Consider the following 19,637-nt stretch of genomic DNA (forward strand, 5'->3'; position numbering starts at 1 on the left):
TTGCTCATCGTTCCGTCCATGATCGGGGGGAGTGGTCGCAGGTGGGAGGGCGCCGTCCGGCGAGGTCGACGACCTGTGGCGTTCCGGACGGCGAACCCGATGCGGGCATGGTTTCAAGGTGATCTTGTAACTGCCTTGGAGATGACTTCGGCCACCCAGCGGCCCGCGGCACGCTCCGCGTCTCTCCAGGCCCGAAGACACGAGGACACGAGGACACGAGGACACGAAGAAGCGCGAAGGGACCCGGTCCGGGAGGCACGTGCCTCCCGGACCGGGTCCCTTCGCGTGCGGTCCGCGTCTAGCTGTAGACGCCGAACTCCCAGAGCGAGTAGCCGTACGGCGTGCCGCGCTGGGTGAGGTTCACCCGGACGTACCTGGCCGACGCGGTGAGGTCGACGGAGTCGAACCCGCCGTCGCCGGTCGTGGTCGAGTGGACGGTGGTCCAGGTCGAGCCGTTGGCGGAGGTCTGGATCTGGTACGCCCTGCCGTACGCGGCCTCCCAGCCGAGCTGGACGTGCCTGATCGCGGTGGTCGCGCCGAGGTCCACCTGGATCCACTGCGGGTCGGCCCACTCGCTGGCCCAGCGGGAGGTGAAGCTGCCGTCGGTGGCCCGGCCGGGGTTGAACGGACCGCCGTCACCGGTCGCCTGGTAGGAGGAGGCGGTGGTCGGCTTGCCGAGTGCCACGTTGGTCCCGGCGACCGTCGGCGGGACCACGCGGAACGACCGCTGCTCGATGCCCGCGTTGCCGTGCCCGTCGAAGGCGTACACGTACACCTTCCACACGCCCATCTGCTCCGGCGCGGTCACCGTGAACCTGCCGGGGCCGGTCTGGACGAACCTGACGTTGTCGAAGCCGCGGTTGCCGTTGATGTGCTTGTTGCTGAACATCAGGTTGTAGCGGATCAGGTCGCTGTTCGGGTCGGTCGCGGCGACCTCGACGGTGAAGGTCTTCCCCGCCTGGACGGCGGTCTGCGAGCCGACCGTCATCGAGGTGATCTCCGGGGGAGTGTTCGCCGAGGGCTGCCCGGTGTAGGCCGCCTTGAGCGAGTGGTAGCCGTGCCTGCGCCAGCCGCCGGTGGTGGTGTTGAGCCACACCCCGCCGAAGTCGTTCTCCAGGCCGTAGTGGAACTCGGTCGCGCCGAGCGCGACGCCCGTGTGACCCTTGATCGCGTTCCAGCTGGCGGTGTACTGGTCCCGCTTCTGCAGGTCGGTCGGCTCGGTCGGGACGCCGTTGACGTCGTTGGGCACCTCCCACTCACCGTCGGGCCCGGCCTCGGTGACGATGTACGGCTTGGTGTACCCGCCGTTGATCCAGTCCTGCCTGACGGTGTGGATGGCGCCGTAGGAGTTGACCGCGAGCAGGTCGAGGGCCGGGGAGTGGGCCTTGTAGTAGGTCCACGCCTGGGTGTAGGCGTCGGTGGAGGTGACCGGGTGGTTGGGGTCGGCGACGTGGATCGCCTGCGCCACCTCGTTGACGAACTTCGCGTACGCCACCCGCCGCTGCTCGACCACGTCGGCCGGAAGGCCGTGGTCCTGCATGGTGAGGATGACCTCGTTGCCGACGTCCCACATGAGCACGCCCTGGCGGTTCTTGAGGGCGTTGACGCGGGCGACGATCTCGTTCTTCACGCTGGTCTTGTACGCGGTGTCGTTGACGTAGTCGGCGCCCTGGTTGAGCCAGTGCCCGACGATGACCTTGATGCCCTGCTGGGCGGCCCTGTCGAGCAGCGCCGGGGTGTGGGTGTCGTCGACGCCCCAGGTACGGATCGTGTTGACGCCCATGTTCTTGAGGTCGCGCATGTAGCCGTCGGCCGCGGCCTGCGGCGGGCCGTAGGTCAGGCCCTTGACGAGGTACGGGGCGCCGTTCACCTGGAGCTGCCAGTTGCCCTGCGTACCGGTCACCCTGACGGTGCTCGGCCCGGCCGGGGTCGCCGGGTCGGTCATCGCGGCGGGGACGGTGCCGGTCTGCCTGGCGACCGCGATCCGGTCCACGCTCAGCACGCCGCCGGAGGTGGTGGCGGCGGTCGGTGTCGTACCGCCCGCGAGCGCGTTGGGCAGCGAGCCGCCGATGGCGAGGTCGAGGCGGAGGTAGAAGCCGTGGTGCAGGGCCGCCCGCCACGCGGTGACGCCGACCTGGCTCTGGCGGACGACCCAGGTCTGCCTGCCGTCGAGGTAGAAGCGGATCTCCTCGTCGGTCTTGGTGCGGTCGATGACCTGCGCGTACTCGTGGTAGCCGGTCTGGCAGCCGTCACAGGTGGCGAAGCCGCTGGTGCGGCCGTTGTACTCGTTGCACACACCCTCGGGCGCGGTCCCGCAGTGCAGGGTGTTGGCCAGCTGGTTGCGGCCGTTGACGCCGGTCATGATGTCGGTCTCGCCGACGGACGGCCAGTTGTTGTAGTTGCCACGGTAGGCGGCGCCGGTCGCGCGGAAGCCGGGCCAGTAGCCGAGGGCGTTGGCGACGTCGGGCTGCTTGAGCCTGGCGCTGAACTTGAGCATCTCGCCCGGCTGCGGCGCGAAGTCGGTGCGCTGGGTCTCGATACGGCCGGAGGTCCAGTTGCCCGCGCCGTCCTTGATCGCCTTGATGTTCAGGTTGCCGGTGCCGTCGAGGTAGACGTTGGCCGTCGAGGCGCTCATGGTCTCGACCTCGCCGGTGCCCCAGTTCGCGGCGCCGCCGGGGTAGGAGGTGCCGGTGCGCAGGATCCAGTCGGCGGCCGAGGGGGAGGTGCCGGCCGAGCCGTTGAACTCGTCCTTCCACACCTCGGTCCAGGCGCCGGGCTCCTCCGGCTCCTCGGGCTCCTGGGGGCCGCCCGTGCTGCCGTAGACCTGGAACTCCCACAGCGAGTAGCCGTAGCCGGTGCCCCGGGCGGTGCCGTACATCCGTACGTACCGGCCGGAACCGGTCACGTCCAGGGTCTGGGTGCCGCCGGTGCCGGTGGTGGTGGAGTAGACGTCGGTCCAGGTGGAGGCGTTGGCCGAAGTCTGGATCTTGAACGCCCTGCCGTACGCGGCCTCCCAGGTCAGCACCACCCGGCTGATCGTGGCCGTCTCGCCGAGGTCGACCTGGAGCCACTGCGGGTCGCTGAACGCGCTGGCCCACCGGGTGCCGGTCAGGTTTCCGTCGACCGCCAGCGACGCGACGTAGCCGGCGCCCTCGGATGACGAGGCCGTCGCCGTCTTGCCCTGCGACAGCAGGCCGTCGGCCGCCGCCGCGGGGCCGGTGAATGCCAGCCCGGAGAGGACCAGTGCCGCCAGGGCGGCGATGACCAGGCCTAACCGGGAGCGGCTCGAACTACGAGCTGGATACACGATCTCTCCTCGAAAGGGGGATGCCCGCCAGGGGACGGCGAGGGGGGAGAGCGCTCTCCGTAACCGAGGGTGCTCCCGGGGGTCGAGCGGTGTCAAGGCCCTACTTCTCCCGGGGGCGAAACGCGCTGCTCACGCGCCGGAAACTTCTTCCCAATGGACATATGCCTTCAAAGCCCACCTTCTCGCACGTCCGCTCGCGCGTCGGCGACAGGGAAGCGGGCGCGTCTCTGTATCGGTGACGTGAACGGCGGGTTTCAGATTGGGTTGGCTGGCGTCTTGACAACTCGCAACAGGGAGGATCAACCTCGTAGGAGAGCGCTCTCCCTGTGCCGTTCCCAACGGCCACCCCCCACTGAAGGAGAGGCAATGCGCCCATCCCGAAGTCCCGTCAGATTCCGCCTGGGACTGGTCGCCGCCGCTATCACCGCGCTGGTCGCGGCCGGTCTGGCGATCATCTCCCCCGCCAGCGCGGCGGACGGCCTGCTCTCCCAGAGCCGGCCCGCGACCGCCTCCTCCTCGGAGGGAGGCGGGTACGGCGCCGGAGCCGCCTTCGACGGCAGCACCGGGACCCGGTGGTCCAGTGCCGCCGCGGACCCGCAGTGGATCCAGGTCGACCTGGGTGCCACCGCGACGGTCTCCCAGGTCGTCCTCAACTGGGAGGGCGCGTACGGCAAGGCGTTCAAGATCCAGACCTCGGCCAACGGCTCGTCCTGGACGGACGTCTACTCCACCACCACCGGCACCGGCGGCACCCAGACCCTCAACGTCTCGGGTTCCGGACGGTACGTGCGGCTGTACGGCACCGCCCGGGGCACCGGCTACGGCTACTCGCTGTGGGAGTTCAAGGTGTACGGCACCGGCGGCGCCGGGACCACCCCGAGGCCGAGGCCGACGTTCACCGACGAGGTCACGCACCACGAGTTCCAGGCCAACTGCTCCCCGACGGCGAACCGGCCCGACGACCCGATCATCTACCCGGGCCTGCCGGGTGCCTCGCACATGCACACCTTCGTCGGCAACAGGACGACCAACGCGAGCAGCACGGCGTCCTCGCTCCTCGGCGGCGGCACCTCGTGCACCAACCCGCACGACAGGTCCGCCTACTGGTTCCCGAGCTTCTACAAGGGCAACCAGCTGATCGAGCCGACCGGCAACCAGGTCATCTACTACAAGTCCGGCATCCTCAACTACTGGGAGGTGCAGCCCTTCCCGCAGAGCCTGCGCTTCGTCGTCGGCAGCCCGACCGCGACGCTCGCCGAGTTCCGCGACTCCCCCGGCGCCGTCGAGGGCTTCGAGTGCGGCGACATCTCCAAGAGCTGGGACATCCCGACGTCCTGCGTGGCGGGCAGCCAGGTGAACGTCCGCTACCAGGCGCCGAGCTGCTGGGACGGCGTCAACCTCGACAGCGCCAACCACAAGAGCCACATGTCCTACCCCGTCGGCGGCTACTGCCCGGCGAGCCACCCGGTGGCGGTGCCGATGCTGGAGTTCAAGATCGCCTTCCCCGCCAGCGGTGACCTGTCACAGGCGCGGCTGGCCAGCGGGCGCGGTTACACCTGGCACTACGACTTCTTCAACGCCTGGGACAACACCGCCATCCTGGACGCCCTGGTGACCCACTGCATCAACGGTGGCCTCCAGTGCAACCCGCGCGGCTACGACCTGTACAAGCCGCACCGCGGCGCCGCCCTCACCGAGAACTTCGAGCTTCCCTGACCTTCCCTGACCCTCCGACCGCATGTGCCCGGCTCCGGCCTCGGGTGCCCCGGACTCCGGCACCCGTGGGCCGGGGCCGGGCACGTGCTTTTCCGGCATGGGTCCCGGCGTGTCCGTACCCGGACATTTCCCGGACATTGACAGCCACGGGACCGCCGTGACGTACTGGAGAGCGCTCTCCGACAGCGAAGGGAAACCACGTGAGCATCGACGAGCTCGACCGATTGGTGGAGAAGCTGGACCTGGAACGCAAGGTGCGGCTGATCGCCGGGGCGACCGTGTGGTCCACCCACGCCGAGCCGGGCATCGGGCTGCGGGCCATGGTCACCTCCGACGGCCCGGTCGGCGTGCGCGGGCAGGGCTGGGACGAGCGGAGCACCTCCCTCACCCTGCCCTCCGCGACCGCACTCGCCGCGACCTGGGACGACGACCTCGTGGAGCTGCTGGGCGGGCTGCTCGCCGCCGAGGCGCGGCGCAAGGGCGTGGACGTCCTGCTCGCCCCGACACTCAACCTGCACCGCTCGCCGCTCGGCGGGCGCCACTTCGAGTGCTACTCCGAGGACCCCCTCCTGACCGGCAGGATCGGCGCCGCCTGCGTCCGCGGAATCCAGGCGGGCGGGGTGGCGGCCACCGCCAAGCACTACGTCGCCAACGACTCCGAGACCGAGCGGCTCACCCTCGACGCCCGCGTCGACGAGCGGACCCTGCGCGAGCTGTACATGGCGCCGTTCGAGGCCGTGGTCGAGGCGGGCGTCTGGGTCGTCATGTCCGCCTACAACGGGGTGAACGGGACCACGATGTCGGAGAGCCCTCTCCTGGCCGACCCGCTCAAGGAGGCGTGGGGGTTCGACGGGGTGGTCGTGTCCGACTGGGGAGGCGTCCGCTCCACCGCTCCCGCCGCCCGCGCCGCGCAGGACCTCGCGATGCCGGGGCCGAACGACGCCTGGGGAGAGGCGCTGGTCGCCGCGGTACGCGCGGGCGAGGTGCCGGAGTCGGCGATCGACGACAAGGTCCGGCGCCTGCTCCGGCTGGCCTCCCGGGTCGGCGCGCTGGACCTCCCCGCCGACCCCACCGACGCCGTTCCCGCCGTCCCTGACCTCCCCGTTTCCGCCGGGCAGGATCTCCCCGCCTCCGCCGTACGGGACCTCCCGGGCCTTTCCGCCTCCGCCGAGCGGGACCTCCCCGGCTCCGCCGAGCGGGAGGACGGCGGGCAGGGAGAGTACGAGGCCGCCCGCGCGCTGTTGCGCCGGGCCGTCGCCGCGAGCACCGTACTCCTGCGCAACGAGGACTCGCTGCTGCCCCTCGACCCCTCGCGCCTGCGCAGGGTCGCCGTGCTCGGCCCGAACGCCGCCGCCCCCCGGATCCAGGGAGGCGGCAGCGCGGGCGTGTACCCCATGTCCGTCGTGTCGCCCCTCGACGGCATCCACGAGGCACTGTCCGGTACGGCGGAGGTGTTCCACGGCCCAGGCCCGCACCTCGACGACCGGCCGACCCCGCTGGGCACGGACAACGCCCGCAACCCCCTGACCGGCGAACCCGGGGTCCTGGTCCGGCTGCTGGACGGCACCGGAGCGGAGATCCACGCCGAGCACCGGCTGACCGGCCGCATCCTGGAACCCGCCCGGATCGACGCCGCCGCCACCGTCGAGATCCGCGCCCTGCTGAGCCCGGAGGTGGACGGCCTCTGGGAGCTGGCCGTCGCCGGATGGGGGCACGTCCTCCTGGAGGCCGACGGCCGCGTCCTCGTCGACGAGGAGGTGGAGCGTGACACCGACGACCCCGCCACCGTGCACCTGTCGCCGCCGTACCGGCGCGCCCGCCTCTCCGTGACGGCGGGCCGGGACGTGGAGCTCGTCTCCCGGCGGCGGCTCGACCCCGGCAGCGGGATCGCCTCGGTCCTGGCCGCGGACCCGCCCCGGCGTGCCGACGAGGTGGAGCTGGCCGCCGCGGTCGAGCTCGCCCGTACCTGCGACGCCGTCGTCGTCGTGGTCGGCTCCACGGAGGAGATCGAGAACGAGGGCGCCGACCGTACGCACCTGGACCTGCCCGGACGTCAGGACGAGCTGGTCCGCGCGGTGGCCGCGGCCAACCCGGCGACCGTCGTGGTCGTCAACTCCGGGGGGCCCATGGTCCTGCCGTGGCGCGAGGAGGTGGCGGCCGTACTCCTGAGCTGGTTCCCCGGGCAGGAGGCGGGGCACGGGCTCGCCGACGTCCTGTTCGGCCGGGCCGAGCCCGGTGGCCGGTTGCCCACGACCTGGGCGGACGGGGCGCTCGTCTCCACCGTCCCCGAGGACGGCACGCTCACCTACGCCGAGGGCCTCGACATCGGGTACCGCGCCTGGCTGCGGCGGCCCGCGCCGCCCGCGTACTGGTTCGGGCACGGGCTCGGATACACCTCCTGGTCCTACGAGGACGTCTCGGTGCCCTGGGACGTTTCAAGCGATGACCCGCTGCCCGTCCGGGTACGGCTGCGCAACACCGGCGAGCGCGCCGGGCGCGAGGTCGTCCAGGTCTACCTGGCCCGGCCGGAGACGGGCGTGACCCGTCCCGCGAGCTGGCTGGCCGGTTACGCCCTCGCCGACGCGGGGCCCGGCGAGGTCGTCGAGGTCACGGTGGAGGTCCCGGCACGGGCCTTCCGGCACTGGTCGGCCGAGCAGCACGCCTGGCGGGCCGAGGAGGGGGCCTTCACGGTGCTCGCCGGACGCTCGGCCGCCGACCTGCCGCTGAGCGCCGAGGTGGTCCTCGGCACGGAGCCGCCGACCCCGCGGGAGCCCTCGGGAGAGCGCTCTCTCGCTGTGCTATAAAAGCCCTATGAGCGAAGGCCTACCGCGAGTGTCGGCACCCCCCACCTTGGAGGATGTGGCGCGGGCGGCGGGAGTCTCCCGTGCCACGGTCTCGCGTGTGATCAACGGGATCCGCAATGTCGATCTCGCGATCCAGGAGAAGGTCAAGCAGGCGATCGCTCTCACCGGCTACGTTCCCAACCAGGCCGCGCGCTCACTGGTCACCCGGCGTACGGGGACGATCGCACTGATCGTCTCCGGGGCGGGCAGCAGTGAGGAGAGCCCGTTTCCCGGCCACGTCTTCGCCGATCCGTTCTTCGGGCGCGTGGCCGGGGGCGTCGTGGGTTTCCTGCGCCCGCTGGGCATCTACCCGATCCTGATGTTCGCCGACACCCCGGAGACCCGCGACCAGGTCATCACCTACCTGCGCCGGGGCAACGTCGACGGGGCCATCCTGGTCTCCATCAGCACCGAGGACACGCTGCCCAAGCTGCTCGCCGACGCCTCGCTGCCCGCCGTGCTCTTCGCCAGACCGGCCAGGCCGATCCCGATCAGTTACGTCGACGTCGGGCACCGGGCCGGGGGCAAGCTGGCCGCCGACCATCTCGTCGCCCGGGGCTGCCGCAAACTGGCGACCATCTCAGGACCGCTCGACGTCCCGGCCAGCCAGGACCGCCTGGCGGGCTTCCAGGAGGCGATGGCCGTCCACGGCCACCCCTACATCCCCTGCGCCGAGGGCAACTTCACCCTGCCCAGCGGCGAGGCCGCGATGGAGCGGCTGCTCGCCGAGCACCCCGACATCGACGGCGTCTTCGCGGCGAACGACCTGATGGCCCAGGGCGCCCTGCTGGTGCTGCGCCAGCACGGGCGCGACGTGCCCGGGGACGTGGCCATGGTGGGCTTCGACGACAGCAGCGCGGCGCTGGCCTGCCGCCCGCCGCTCACCACCGTCCGCCACCCCGTCGAGGACATGGCCGCGGAGATGGGACGGCTGCTGCTGACCCACATCGAGCGGCCGGACCATCCGGTGACCTCGCGGATCTTCGAACCGACCCTGGTGATCAGGGAGTCGGCCTGACCCGGGCGGATCGGCCGGGAACCGCGGACGAGGGCCGGGATCTACCGGTCGGCGAGGGGGGAGGTCGCCTGGACGGGTGAGGCGGCCTCGGTGCGGCCCGGCGGAGGGCCCATCGCCCCCGAGCGGGAGATCACGGTGAAGGACGCGTCGAGGTTGGTGAGCTTCAGAAGCTTGAGAACCACGGGCGGGGCTCCGGCGAGGAGCAGAGGCGTGCCTCGTTCGCGCGCGTGCCGTTTGACGGCGATCAGCGCGCTCAGGCCGCAGGCGTCGATGAAGGTGACACCGGCGAGGTCGATGACGACCGTGCCGGGGCGGGCGTCGATGACGCCCTGGGTGAAGGCCGACAGGTCCGGCCTGGTAGCGAGGTCGAGCTCACCGGCCACCGTGATGACCACGAAGCCGTTCGCGTGCTCGCTCGTGAGTTGAAGTGCGTTCATCGCCCACTTCCCTGCAGGCTCACGTGAATGTACGTATCCGGCCAGGGGGTGTCGCTCGGACGCCTGGCCTCAGCTCGTCGCCTCCCTGGTCGCGCCGTACGGGCGCGGAGGGGGTGGACGACCTGAAGCCACGATACTCCCTAACGGTGCGAATCATCGCTTTCCGTGATCGTATAGCTTCGAAGCGAAGTGTAGATGCCAACTTGGATATGTGCCAGCTATTCCAGGAAACAGCTTTGTAGCCATGTCCGCCAAGGCCCGGAAGAGCGTGGTGAGGGCGGTTCCCGAGCGACGGGAGAGGGCTCTGAGCCGGGTGGGAAAGCGGGTCTGAGCTGGGCGGGATCAGCCCGGGGAGTGACTCGGGGCCATGGCGTCGAGCGCCTCGCGCAGGTTGTCCCGCGTCTCGAAGTGCCGGTCGAGATTCGTGATCGTCAGCAGGTGAGTGATCATGCCGGGGCTCACCACCAGCATGAGGCGGCCGTGGGCCTCCTTGAGCCGGGTGAGCGTGCCCACGAGGACTCCCAATCCCACCGAGTCGCAGAACGGCACGCCCGTCACGTCCATCACCAGGTTCGGATGTGCGGCGGCGTCCAGGGCGTGGTCGATTTCCGCGCGCAACCGGGGAGCCACGGCCATGTCGAGTTCGCCCGTCGCCTGTACGACCACACAGGTGCCGCTGCGCCATGTCTGAACATCGAATGTTGAGATCACGATCATCACCTCCGTGCCTTTTTAGTTGCCCTGACGGAAGGTTGTTATGCACGTAGCTCACTTTTTGCAGATATTGTCCGTTGCTGTTCTTGCTGTCGGGGTTGCGGTGGGGGTAGCGGCCGGGGTAGGCGATGCGGCCACCTCCTTCACGGTGACCTTCTTCGCCGGCGCGTGCTTCCGGCCGACGACCACCTCGATCTTGTCGCCGAGGCTCTCCAGCGGGCGCAGGTCCGCCCCGGGCAGCGCGGCGGCGACGGTGCGCGCCGAGTCCTCGCGGCCGGGGCCGTACCGGATGACGGTCTTGTCGAAGTCCTTCTGCGGGGTGTTGCCGGCGACCTCGGGCACCAGGAAGCCGACCCTCTGCAGTTCCGCCCTGGTCTGCGCGCCCAGGCCGGTGATCGTGGTGCCGTTGAGCACCGTGAGGGCGATCCGCGAGGGCGCGACGGTCAGCGCGGGGGCCGAGGGGGAGGCCGCCGGGGTGGGCGTGGCCCCGGGGGACTTGGCGGGCTTGGAGGGTTTGGCGGGCTTGACGAGCGTCTCGTCGGCGGCGATCCGACGGAACAGCTCCTTGGCCGCCTCCTTGTCCCAGAGCACCGCGGACTCGCCGGTCGGCGTCTTGTAGTCGACGTCCGCGAGCGGGACCGTGGCGAAGGCCACGTCGTCGGTGGAGACGTCCTTGAGCTGGTCGGCCAGGCCGAGCAGGTCCCCGCGGAGCGCGTCGTCCACCCGGATCGTGTCGAGGGCCGTGTCGACGAACGAGGCGAGCCTGACCGGGTTGGTCAGCGTCTCGCCGCTGAGCGCCTGGTTCAGCAGCGCGGAGATCACCTGCTGCTGGCGGTCGATGCGGTCGAGGTCGGAGCGGGCGGTGGCGCGGGTGCGGGCGTAGGCGAGTGCCTTGACGCCGTCGAAGGAGTACGTGCCCGGCTGAAGGTTGAGCGCGGTCTTCGGGTCGTTGATCGGGACCGGGGTGCACACCGAGATGCCGCCGAGGGCGTCGACCACCTGGATGAACCCCAGCACGTTGACCTCGACGTAGTGGTGGAGGGTGAGGCCCGTGGCGGTCTGCACCGTGCGCGTCGCGAGCTTCGGGCCGCCGAGCTGGTAGGCGGCGTTGATCTTGTGCAGGCCCTTGCCGGGGATCGTCGTCCAGGTGTCGCGGGGGAGGCTGACCACGGTGACCGCGCGGTGGTCCTCCGACACGTGGATCACCATCATGGTGTCGGTGCGCTCGCCGGTCTCGCGGCCCAGCTTGAGCTGGTTCTGCTGCTTGCGGGTGAGGTCGTCGCGCTTGTCGACGCCGACCACCAGGATGTTCATCGCGCCGGTGCTCGACCGCGACCCCGGGACCCCGGCGTCGACCGCCTCGATCTTCGTCGTGGCGTAGTTGGTCAGCGCCCACGTCACCCCGGAACTGCCCAGGACCAGGCAGGAGAGCGCGCCGGCGATCACGAGGCCGCGCCGCCTGGTGCGGGCGCCCCTCGCCGACCTGCGATCACGCCTCGGGTTCACCCGGACGCTTCCGTAGGCGTCGCCGCCTACGTGCACACCCGAATCCTCCTCCGGGTCGCGCATGCATGGCCCCCTAGGCTCCAGCTGGGTCGATGAGGTACCCGTTCGTACAGTAGCGTGAGCGACGCCATGAAGCAGTTCCCCGACTCGCCCGCGCCGGCGTCGTCTTCCGAGACACGTGTCTGGCCCCCCATCTCCATCGTCATCCCGGTGCTGAACGAGGAGCGCCATCTGCGGGAGGCGGTGCGTCAGGTGCTGTCGCAGCGGTACGCGGGACCCATCGAGGTCGTGCTCGCGATCGGCCCCTCCCGCGACCGTACGCAAGAGGTCGCCGACGAGATCGCCGCCGACGACCCCCGGGTGGTCGTCGTCCCCAACCCGACCGGCCGCACTCCCAACGCGCTCAACGCGGCCATCGCCGCGTCCGGCAACGCGATCATCGCCAGGGTGGACGGTCACGCGATGCTCCCCGACGACTACCTCCAGGTCGCGGTGGAGACCCTTGAGGAGACCGGCGCCGACAACGTGGGCGGCGTCATGGCGGCCGAGGGCGTCACGCCGTTCGAGCAGGCGGTGGCCCGCGCGATGACGTCCAAGATCGGCGTCGGCGGCGCCAGGTTCCACACCGGCGGCACCGCGGGCCCGGCCGACACGGTCTACCTCGGCGTGTTCCGCCGCGCCGCGCTGGAGCGGGTCGGCGGCTACGACGAGCACTTCCAGCGGGCCCAGGACTGGGAGATGAACCACCGCATCCGCGAGACGGGCGGCCTGGTCTGGTTCCAGCCCCGGATGCGCGTCTCCTACCGGCCGAGGCCCGACCTCGGGGCCCTCGCCAAGCAGTACTTCCACTACGGCCGCTGGCGCAGGGTGGTCGCCCGCACCCACGAGGGCACGATCAACCTGCGTTACCTGGCGCCTCCCATGGCCGTGCTCGCCATCCTGGCGGGCCTGCTGGTCTCCCCGTTCCTCTGGCCGGGGCTGCTGATCCCCGGCTGCTACCTGGCGGCGATCCTGGCCGGTTCCGCGGTCACCGGCAGCGGCCTGCCCACCCCGGCGCTCGTCCGGCTGCCGCTGGTCTACGTCACCATGCACATGTCGTGGGGCTGGGGCTTCCTGACCAGCCCGAGAAAGCTCGGCAAGCCCGGCAGGGCGGGCGGCTGACCCTCCCCGCCGGGGCGCGCGCCCTCAGGGGCGGGAGTCGACCACCTGGCCGGTGACGCCGGAGGCGAGCACGTCCAGCGAGGTGCGGGCGACGGCGTACGGGGAGGAGTGGCCCGGCGTCGCGGCTCCGGCCCGCCCGGGGTCCACGCAGTTGACCCGCACCCCGTACTCCGCCCACTCCTTCGCGAGGGCCCGGGTCAGACCGGCCACGGCGGCTCCCGCGAAGGAGCGCAGGCCGTCGCCCGCTCCGTCCCCGGCGGGCGGGGGAGAGTGGAACAGCAGCTGCCCCCGCGTCTCGCGGAGATGGGGGAGGGCCGCCCTGGCGACGGTGACGGGCCCCAGGTGGTCCGCGTTCACGGTCTCGGCGATCGCGGTGTCGTCCGCCGCGTCGAGCCTGCCCGGTGGCGTGCCCGCCGCGCCGACCACGTAGTCGATCCCGCCCGTCTCCTTGACGACCCCGGCGAGCGCGTCGGCCACCGCCCGGGGATCGTCGACACGCACGCCGTCCGGCACGCGGGAGAGGCCGGACGTCTCCGGGATGTCCGGCGTTCCCGAGGGGCCCGGTGTCTCCGAGACGCCCGGTGTCCCGTACGGGTTCGCCGTCCCCGGGACGCCCGGTGATCCGGGGAAGGGGAACACGCGGGCGCCGTGGTCCGAGGCGAGCCGGGCCACCTCCGCGCCCGCGTCGTCGTCCGCGCGGAAGACCACCACGGTCCTGCCCTCCAGCGCCTCGCGCAGGGCGGTGCCGGAACGGGCGGGGACGTCGCTCGCGGCGAGCCTGAGGAGCCTGTCGGCGACGAGGAGGTCCACCGGGTGCGTGACCTTCATGTTCCGCTCGCTGCCCGGCACCACGTGGATCGGCACGTCGGGCAGGTAGCGCAGCACCACGCCGCAGTCGTCGGTGGGCGGCCGGTCGCCGAAGCCGGGATCGGCGAAGGCGCGCTCGTACGCCTCGCGGATCACCGAGAGCCGGAAGCACTGCGGGGTCTGGACGCGGCGCAGGCCCGCGCGGTCGGGGACGTCGCTGACGACCTCCCCGTGCGGCCCCTGCGAGGTCACCACGATCGTGTCGGAGCTGGGGATCGCCACCTCGACCGCGGAGAAGGTCCGCAACGCCTCGACGCAGTCGGTGATGATCCTGGGCTCCGCCAGCGGCCGTACGGCGTCGTGCAGCAGCACGTGGCACTCCCGCGTGCCCAGGGCCCGCAGCGCCCGCCAGGTGGTCTCCGGGCGGCTCGCGCCGCCCTCCAGGATCCGGCCCACCTTCGTGAAGCCGTTACGCTCGACCATCCGCTCCACCTCCCCGGTGAAGCCGGGCGCCATCAGGACCATGATCTCGTCGATCTCCGGCGCCCCCTGGAACAGGGCGAGGGTGTGTTCGAGAATTGTCCTGCCCGCTATCTCCAGCAGCTGTTTGGGGGTGTCGTGACCGAGGCGCCGGCCGACGCCGCCTGCCAGGACCACACCGACGGTTCGGGGACGCGGTTCGCGTTCGGCCACGATCAGATTCCTTTAACAGTTCGGATATGGCGAGCGTAATGGGTGCGTACCTGATCGTCCGGCGTGCTCCCGTGCTATCCCGTCAAGATCTAGCTACGCTGAGTGCGCACTCCCCGATTCGTACGGTTATCCCGTCGGATACGAAGGAGCCCGGATTGCCTGACTCTCACGCCATCGCCCCCTCCGGCGCCTCACAGGCGGTCGCGATCGTGCTCGCCACCACCGAGGCGTCCGGCCTCCGGTGTTCCGGCGGGACCCTCCTCGACAGGCTGACCGGCCAGCTCGCCACGCTTCCCGTACGGGACGTGCACGTGGTGGCCCGTTCCAGCGACATCATCCACGTGCCCGGCGGCACCCACATGATCGGGACCGAGGGGTCGAGAGGGCTCGCCGACGACCTGCGCAGGATCGCGAAGGTGGCCCGCTCGGCCGTCGGCCCGGTGCTGGTGGTCGCCGGTGACCTGGTCGCGCACACCGAGGCGCTGGCCATGCTCGTGGAGCACCCGGCCCGCGACACCGGCGCGCTGGTGAGCGAGGAGGGCGAGCCGGGACCGGCCCGCCCGCCGGTCAGGACCGACAACAGGTACGTGGTGGCCGCGGGCACCTCCTTCCACGAGGCAGGCGAGACCAACGGCACCTTCAGGGGCGCGCTCCAGGTCGGCGTGCCCGACCTCGCGCGCTTCGCCGAGACCGCCGAGACGCTCGCCGAGCTCGCCGAGGCGGGCGGCTTCGGCCCGATGGACGGCGCGGAGGCCCCCGGCCTGCTCCTGGTCGGCCTGGTCCGCTCCGGCGTCCAGGTACGCGCGGCCAGGCTCGGCCGCCTGCACGCCGACCGGATGGCCGGGCAGGCGGACGCCGACGTGGCCGTGCCCCGGCTGGCCGAGGTCGACGAGAACGAGGCCCGGCTGGACGCCGCGGTCAAGGGCAACGACGGCTTCTTCGCCACGTACGCGGTGAGCTCCTGGTCCAGGCACCTCGTGAAGCCGGTCGCCAGGCTCGGCCTGACGCCGAACGCGGTCACCGGCATCTCCGTCGGCCTCGCCGCGCTCGCCGCGGTCTGGTTCTCCGTGGGCACCAGGTCCGGCCTGGTCGCCGGGGCGGTCCTGCTCTACCTGTCGTTCGTGCTCGACTGCGTCGACGGCCAGCTCGCCCGCTACACCCGCGCCTTCTCGCCGCTCGGCGCGTGGCTGGACGCCACCTTCGACCGCGTCAAGGAGTACGCCGTCTACCTGGGCCTCGCCATCGGGTACGCGGCCGGGCTGGACGTCGCGGGCGGCGGCCCGGACGGCATCTGGGCGCTGGCGGTGGCCGCGATGATCCTGCAGATGCTCCGCCACATGATCGACTTCTCGTACGCGGGGGCGCGGACCGACGCGAGCCGGGTGGGCGCGGCCTGGGCCAGGGCGGCGGGTTCGCTGACCGACCCGGCCGGTGCGGCGAGACGCCCGGCGCGGCGGGCCGCCTTCGCGGGGGCCGACACGGGACGGGCACCGGCCGCGGGCGAGGGCGGAGTCGGTGCCGGGGAGGGCGGTGCCGACGACCGGGCCGCCGTACCGGTCACCGGCGCGGAAGGCGAGTGGGCCGGTGCCGGTGCCGTCGCCGATGCCGGTGTCGTCGCTGGTGCTGGTGCCGGAGATGGGGGCGCAGGGAGCGGGCGGGCCGACTCCCTGGGGAGGGCGGCCGTCGCCGCGGACGGCGCCGGGCCCGGGGCGGGCAACCCGATCCTGCGGCTCTCGCGGGCCATGGAGAAGGCGTCGCCCACCCGCTGGTTCAAGAAGATCATCGTGTTGCCCATCGGGGAGCGGATGGCCCTGATCGCGGTGACCGCCGCCTTCTTCAACGCCTGGGTGACCTTCGTCGCGCTGCTGGTCTGGGGCGGGATCGCCGCCCTCTACATCCTCTCGGGCCGTACGGGCAGGTCGCTCAGCCGATGACCGTGACCGGCGGGACGGATCCCCGCCGGGCGAGTGGAAGAAGTGGAAGAAACAGGTGCGATCATGATTTCTGTGCACATGGCGCCGGTGCCGCGGAGCGCCGTGGTCGCCTACCGGGACGACGGGGTGCTGTCGAGGGGCATGGGCGCCATGGTGGCCGGGCAGCTCCCGCCGCTGCCGCCCGCGATCGTCGGGATGTTCGTGACCGGGGTGCTGCTGCTGGTCGGCGTGGCCGGCAGCGACGGGCTGGCGGTGTTCGCCCCCGCGGTGGCGCTGCTGCTGGCCGGTCCCGGCAGCTCCCACCCGCACGACGGCCGTCTCGACTGGATGGTGCCGCCGATCCTGCGCCTCACCGAGTACGGCTTCGTGGCCTCGGTGGGCTTCGCGCACGACGTGCCGCCATGGCTGATCTTCATGTTGCTCGGCGCGATGGCCTTCCACCACTACGACGTCGTCTACCGGCTGAGACAGCGGGTCTACCCGCCGTCCTGGCTGGCCACGGCCGGTCTCGGCTGGGACGGCCGGATGCTGCTGATCGCCCTCGGCGGGCTCGCCGGGCAGGTCACGCTGGTGTTCGTCCTGCTCGCGCTCTACCTGTGGTGCCTTTTCTCCTGGGAGAGCGTCACCTGCTGGCTGGCCGCCCCGAGGATCGGGGTGGACGCGGCCGACCTCGGCGCACACGATTGAGAACACCCGGCAAACCCTCGATTACACGATCAGGGCCTGAAGGCAACTAATCTTTGGGGCCTAGGAGTGCCCGCCGGAGGCTCTCACCCCTAATGAGGAGTGCACGTTGCTGGGAATGGTGCTGGCCGCCGGGGCCGGACGACGCCTGCGGCCGTACACGGACACGCTGCCCAAGGCGCTCGTGCCGGTCGACGGCGACACCACGATCATGGACATCTCGCTGCGCAACCTCGCGGCGGCCGATCTCCGTGACGTCGTGGTCATCGTCGGCTACCAGGCGGGGGCGGTGCACGAGCGCAAGGCCGAGCTGGAGCGGCGGCACGGCGTGAAGCTCACCCTCGTGCACAACGACAAGGCCGAGGAGTGGAACAACGCCTACTCCCTGTGGTGCGCGCGCGACTACTTCGACCAGGGCGTGCTCCTGGTCAACGGCGACACGGTGCACCCCGTCTCGGTGGAGGAGACGCTGCTCTCCGCACCGGCGACCACGGACATCCTGCTCGCGGTCGACGACGTCAAGAAGCTCGCCGACGAGGAGATGAAGGTCACCCTCGACGACGACCGCCACCTGCGGCTGATCACCAAGCTGATGGACCCGGCCGCCGCCGCCGGTGAGTACATCGGCGCCACGCTCATCCGTCCCGGCATCGGCGACCGCCTCGCCGACGCCCTCCAGGCCACCTTCGAGCGCGACCCGCAGCTCTACTACGAGGACGGCTACCAGGAGCTCGTCGCCCGTGGCGAGAAGATCGCCGTCGCCCCGATCGGCGACGTCCCGTGGGTCGAGGTAGACAACCACGACGACCTCGCCAAGGCGCGGGAGATCGCGTGCCGATACTAGCCAGAATGCTCCCGGCCCCCCTGTCCATGGAGGTGCGCCGGGGCGCCGTCGCCCAGCTGGGCTCGCTGCTGGCCGATAGCAGGGTGGCGACCTCCGGGCGGGTGGCGGTGGCCGTGGGCGCGGGCCAGGGAGACAGGATCGCCTCGGTGATCACCTCCTCGCTCGGCGAGGCCCAGGTCTTCCGGGTGCCCGACGGCTCGGTCGACGCGGCGATCTCGCTCGGCGCCGACCTGCGCAAGGGGGCGTACGAGGCGGTCGTGGGCATCGGCGGCGGCAAGACCATCGACGTGACCAAGTACGCCGCGTCGCTGGCCGGGATCCCGATGGTGGCGGTGGCCACCAACCTGTCGCACGACGGGATCTGCTCGCCGGTGGCCTCGCTGTCGCACGACGGCGGCAAGGGCTCCTTCGGCGTGCCCATGCCGCTGGCCATCATGGTCGATCTCGATTTCGTGCACGACGCGCCCGCCTCGCTGGTCCGGTCCGGGGTCGGCGACGTGGTCAGCAACCTCTCCGCGATCGAGGACTGGCAGCTCGGCGCGAGCGAGCGCGGGGAGCCGATCGACGGCCTGGCCTGCGCGATGGCCCGCACCGCGGCGGAGGCGGTGATCGGCAGATCCGACTCGATCGAGTCCGACGCGTTCCTGACCGTGCTGGCCGAGGCGCTCATCCTGTCGGGCATGTCGATGGTGGTCGCCGGTTCCTCCCGTCCTTCGAGTGGCGGAGACCATGAGATCCTGCATGCCGTGGATCAGCTCTTTCCCGGCACCTCCAACCACGGCGAACTCGCCGGGATAGGTGCCGCATTCTGTTTCTTCCTCCGCGAGGACTCGCGGAGGCTCAACCAGGTCGTCGACTGCCTGCGCGGGCACGAGCTGCCGGTCACCCCCGCCGACGTGGGGCTGTCACCGGAGCGGTTCACCGACGCGGTCATGCTGGCCCCGGCCACGCGCCCCGGCCGCTACACGATCCTTGAGCACCTGCGCCTGTCAGAGCCGGAGATTCGCGATCGGGTGGAGGATTATGTCCGGGCCGTCGGTCGCTGAGCTTCGTGCGGTGGCCCAGCCGCACACGACCATGGAGCGCAACAGCGGAGAGCACTGGGCCGGTGCTCTCTACATGCGCAAACTGTCGATCTACGTCACCTGGTTCCTCGCCAAGACGCCGATCACCCCCAACCAGACCACCTGGCTGATGATCCTCACCGGCCTGCTGGCCGGAGCGGTGCTCGCGCTGCCCGGGCTCTGGGCGGCCGTCCTCGCGGCCCTGCTGGTCCAGCTCTACCTGCTGCTCGACTGCTCCGACGGCGAGCTGGCCCGCTGGACCGGCCGCACCTCCATCACCGGTGTGTACCTCGACCGGGTCGGCCACTACTTCGCCGAGGCGGCCATCCTCATCGGGCTGGGCTTCCGGGCGTCGGAGATCCTGCCCGACTGGTACACCGTGATCGGGTTCGCCGCCGCGCTCGGCGCCATCCTGATCAAGGCGGAGACCGACCTGGTCGACGTGGCCCGCGCCCGCTCCGGGCTGGTCGCGGCGAGCGAGGCCTCGGCCGAGCACTTCCGGTCGCGCGGGCTGGGCCTGGCGCGCAGGGCGGCCGCGGCGCTGAAGTTCCACCGGATCGTGCAGGCGGTCGAGCTGTCCCTTCTCATCGTGGTCGCCGCGATCTGGGACGCGATCAACGGGGGGCTGGCGGCGACGAGGATCCTCGTGGTGGCCTGCGTGATCGTCGCCGTGCTGCAGATGGTCCTGCACCTGATCAGCATTCTGGCGTCCAGGCGGCTTTCATGAGGAACCGGATGGCGTCCGGGCGCGTCGTAGGTGCGAACACCCTGATGTTTGGTGGGTGTTCGCCAACGGTTCCGATACGCTTGTTCCCCGGTATACCAGGAAACCCCAGCCGTGCCAGAATTCCCGACCCAGCAGACTCGGTGATCATGAAAGTATGCTCCGTACGTGCTCTCGACGCGTCA

Annotated in this window: 14 protein-coding genes; 9 read left to right on the plus strand and 5 right to left on the minus strand. The window is 71.2% G+C overall.

Going from position 1 to position 19,637, the window contains the following annotated elements; all coding sequences use genetic code 11:
* Window positions 1–298 precede the first annotated feature (298 nt).
* Window positions 299–3,307: a galactose-binding domain-containing protein gene (locus ACW9TB_RS18000; protein WP_472749153.1), complete on the minus strand. Its 3,009-nt coding sequence runs from the start codon at window positions 3,305–3,307 to the stop codon at window positions 299–301.
* A gap of 366 nt (window positions 3,308–3,673) precedes the next feature.
* On the opposite strand from ACW9TB_RS18000, the gene ACW9TB_RS18005 reads away from it, so the two are divergent.
* The 3 genes from ACW9TB_RS18005 (at window position 3,674) to ACW9TB_RS18015 (ending at window position 8,884) form a co-directional block, all read left to right on the plus strand.
* Window positions 3,674–5,023, plus strand: coding sequence for a DUF1996 domain-containing protein (locus tag ACW9TB_RS18005; RefSeq protein ID WP_472749154.1), 1,350 nt, complete (start codon window positions 3,674–3,676; stop codon window positions 5,021–5,023).
* 200 nt (window positions 5,024–5,223) lie between these two features.
* Complete coding sequence (locus ACW9TB_RS18010) at window positions 5,224–7,827, plus strand: glycoside hydrolase family 3 C-terminal domain-containing protein (RefSeq protein WP_472749155.1); 2,604 nt, start codon at window positions 5,224–5,226, stop codon at window positions 7,825–7,827.
* A gap of 7 nt (window positions 7,828–7,834) precedes the next feature.
* A complete protein-coding gene (locus ACW9TB_RS18015; RefSeq protein WP_472749156.1) occupies window positions 7,835–8,884 on the plus strand; it encodes a LacI family DNA-binding transcriptional regulator in 1,050 nt (349 codons plus the stop codon).
* A gap of 41 nt (window positions 8,885–8,925) precedes the next feature.
* Here ACW9TB_RS18015 and ACW9TB_RS18020 read toward each other — a convergent pair whose 3' ends face one another.
* The 3 genes from ACW9TB_RS18020 to ACW9TB_RS18030 form a co-directional block, all read right to left on the minus strand.
* Window positions 8,926–9,321, minus strand: a complete 396-nt coding sequence (locus ACW9TB_RS18020; protein WP_472749157.1) for an STAS domain-containing protein — start codon at window positions 9,319–9,321, stop codon at window positions 8,926–8,928.
* 342 nt (window positions 9,322–9,663) lie between these two features.
* Complete coding sequence (locus ACW9TB_RS18025) at window positions 9,664–10,032, minus strand: STAS domain-containing protein (protein WP_472749158.1); 369 nt, start codon at window positions 10,030–10,032, stop codon at window positions 9,664–9,666.
* A gap of 57 nt (window positions 10,033–10,089) precedes the next feature.
* Window positions 10,090–11,604 (minus strand): LCP family protein, encoded by a 1,515-nt coding sequence (locus ACW9TB_RS18030; protein WP_472749159.1) that lies wholly within the window; start codon window positions 11,602–11,604, stop codon window positions 10,090–10,092.
* A gap of 66 nt (window positions 11,605–11,670) precedes the next feature.
* On the opposite strand from ACW9TB_RS18030, the gene ACW9TB_RS18035 reads away from it, so the two are divergent.
* Window positions 11,671–12,702 (plus strand): glycosyltransferase family 2 protein, encoded by a 1,032-nt coding sequence (locus ACW9TB_RS18035; RefSeq protein ID WP_472749305.1) that lies wholly within the window; start codon window positions 11,671–11,673, stop codon window positions 12,700–12,702.
* A gap of 24 nt (window positions 12,703–12,726) precedes the next feature.
* On the opposite strand, the gene ACW9TB_RS18040 is transcribed toward ACW9TB_RS18035, so the two are convergent.
* Window positions 12,727–14,202, minus strand: a complete 1,476-nt coding sequence (locus ACW9TB_RS18040) for an SDR family oxidoreductase (protein WP_472749160.1) — start codon at window positions 14,200–14,202, stop codon at window positions 12,727–12,729.
* Window positions 14,203–14,357: 155 nt separating this feature from the next.
* Between ACW9TB_RS18040 and ACW9TB_RS18045 the strand changes: the two genes are divergently transcribed.
* The 5 genes from ACW9TB_RS18045 (at window position 14,358) to ACW9TB_RS18065 (ending at window position 19,455) form a co-directional block, all read left to right on the plus strand.
* A complete protein-coding gene (locus ACW9TB_RS18045) occupies window positions 14,358–16,136 on the plus strand; it encodes a CDP-alcohol phosphatidyltransferase family protein (protein ID WP_472749161.1) in 1,779 nt (592 codons plus the stop codon).
* Between the two features lie 63 nt (window positions 16,137–16,199).
* The gene (locus tag ACW9TB_RS18050) at window positions 16,200–16,823 is read left to right on the plus strand and encodes a DUF5941 domain-containing protein (RefSeq protein WP_472749162.1); all 624 of its coding nucleotides are present in this window, start codon (window positions 16,200–16,202) and stop codon (window positions 16,821–16,823) included.
* A gap of 106 nt (window positions 16,824–16,929) precedes the next feature.
* A complete protein-coding gene (locus tag ACW9TB_RS18055) occupies window positions 16,930–17,664 on the plus strand; it encodes a phosphocholine cytidylyltransferase family protein (protein ID WP_472749163.1) in 735 nt (244 codons plus the stop codon).
* Window positions 17,665–17,669: 5 nt separating this feature from the next.
* The gene (locus ACW9TB_RS18060; protein WP_472749164.1) at window positions 17,670–18,710 is read left to right on the plus strand and encodes an iron-containing alcohol dehydrogenase family protein; all 1,041 of its coding nucleotides are present in this window, start codon (window positions 17,670–17,672) and stop codon (window positions 18,708–18,710) included.
* Window positions 18,688–19,455, plus strand: a complete 768-nt coding sequence (locus ACW9TB_RS18065) for a CDP-alcohol phosphatidyltransferase family protein (RefSeq protein WP_472749165.1) — start codon at window positions 18,688–18,690, stop codon at window positions 19,453–19,455. Before ACW9TB_RS18060 ends, ACW9TB_RS18065 begins: the two co-directional genes overlap by 23 nt.
* The last annotated feature ends 182 nt before the right edge of the window (window positions 19,456–19,637 follow it).

Source organism: Streptosporangium sp. H13245 (assembly GCF_055690525.1).

Coding starts and splice junctions, on each gene's coding strand:
- ACW9TB_RS18005 (WP_472749154.1), top strand. CDS start 3,674: ATGCGCCCATCCCGAAGTCCCGTCAGATTCCGCCTGGGACTGGTCGCC.
- ACW9TB_RS18015 (WP_472749156.1), top strand. CDS start 7,835: ATGAGCGAAGGCCTACCGCGAGTGTCGGCACCCCCCACCTTGGAGGAT.
- ACW9TB_RS18020 (WP_472749157.1), bottom strand. CDS start 9,321: ATGAACGCACTTCAACTCACGAGCGAGCACGCGAACGGCTTCGTGGTC.
- ACW9TB_RS18030 (WP_472749159.1), bottom strand. CDS start 11,604: ATGCGCGACCCGGAGGAGGATTCGGGTGTGCACGTAGGCGGCGACGCC.
- ACW9TB_RS18035 (WP_472749305.1), top strand. CDS start 11,671: ATGAAGCAGTTCCCCGACTCGCCCGCGCCGGCGTCGTCTTCCGAGACA.
- ACW9TB_RS18050 (WP_472749162.1), top strand. CDS start 16,200: ATGATTTCTGTGCACATGGCGCCGGTGCCGCGGAGCGCCGTGGTCGCC.
- ACW9TB_RS18060 (WP_472749164.1), top strand. CDS start 17,670: ATGCTCCCGGCCCCCCTGTCCATGGAGGTGCGCCGGGGCGCCGTCGCC.
- ACW9TB_RS18065 (WP_472749165.1), top strand. CDS start 18,688: ATGTCCGGGCCGTCGGTCGCTGAGCTTCGTGCGGTGGCCCAGCCGCAC.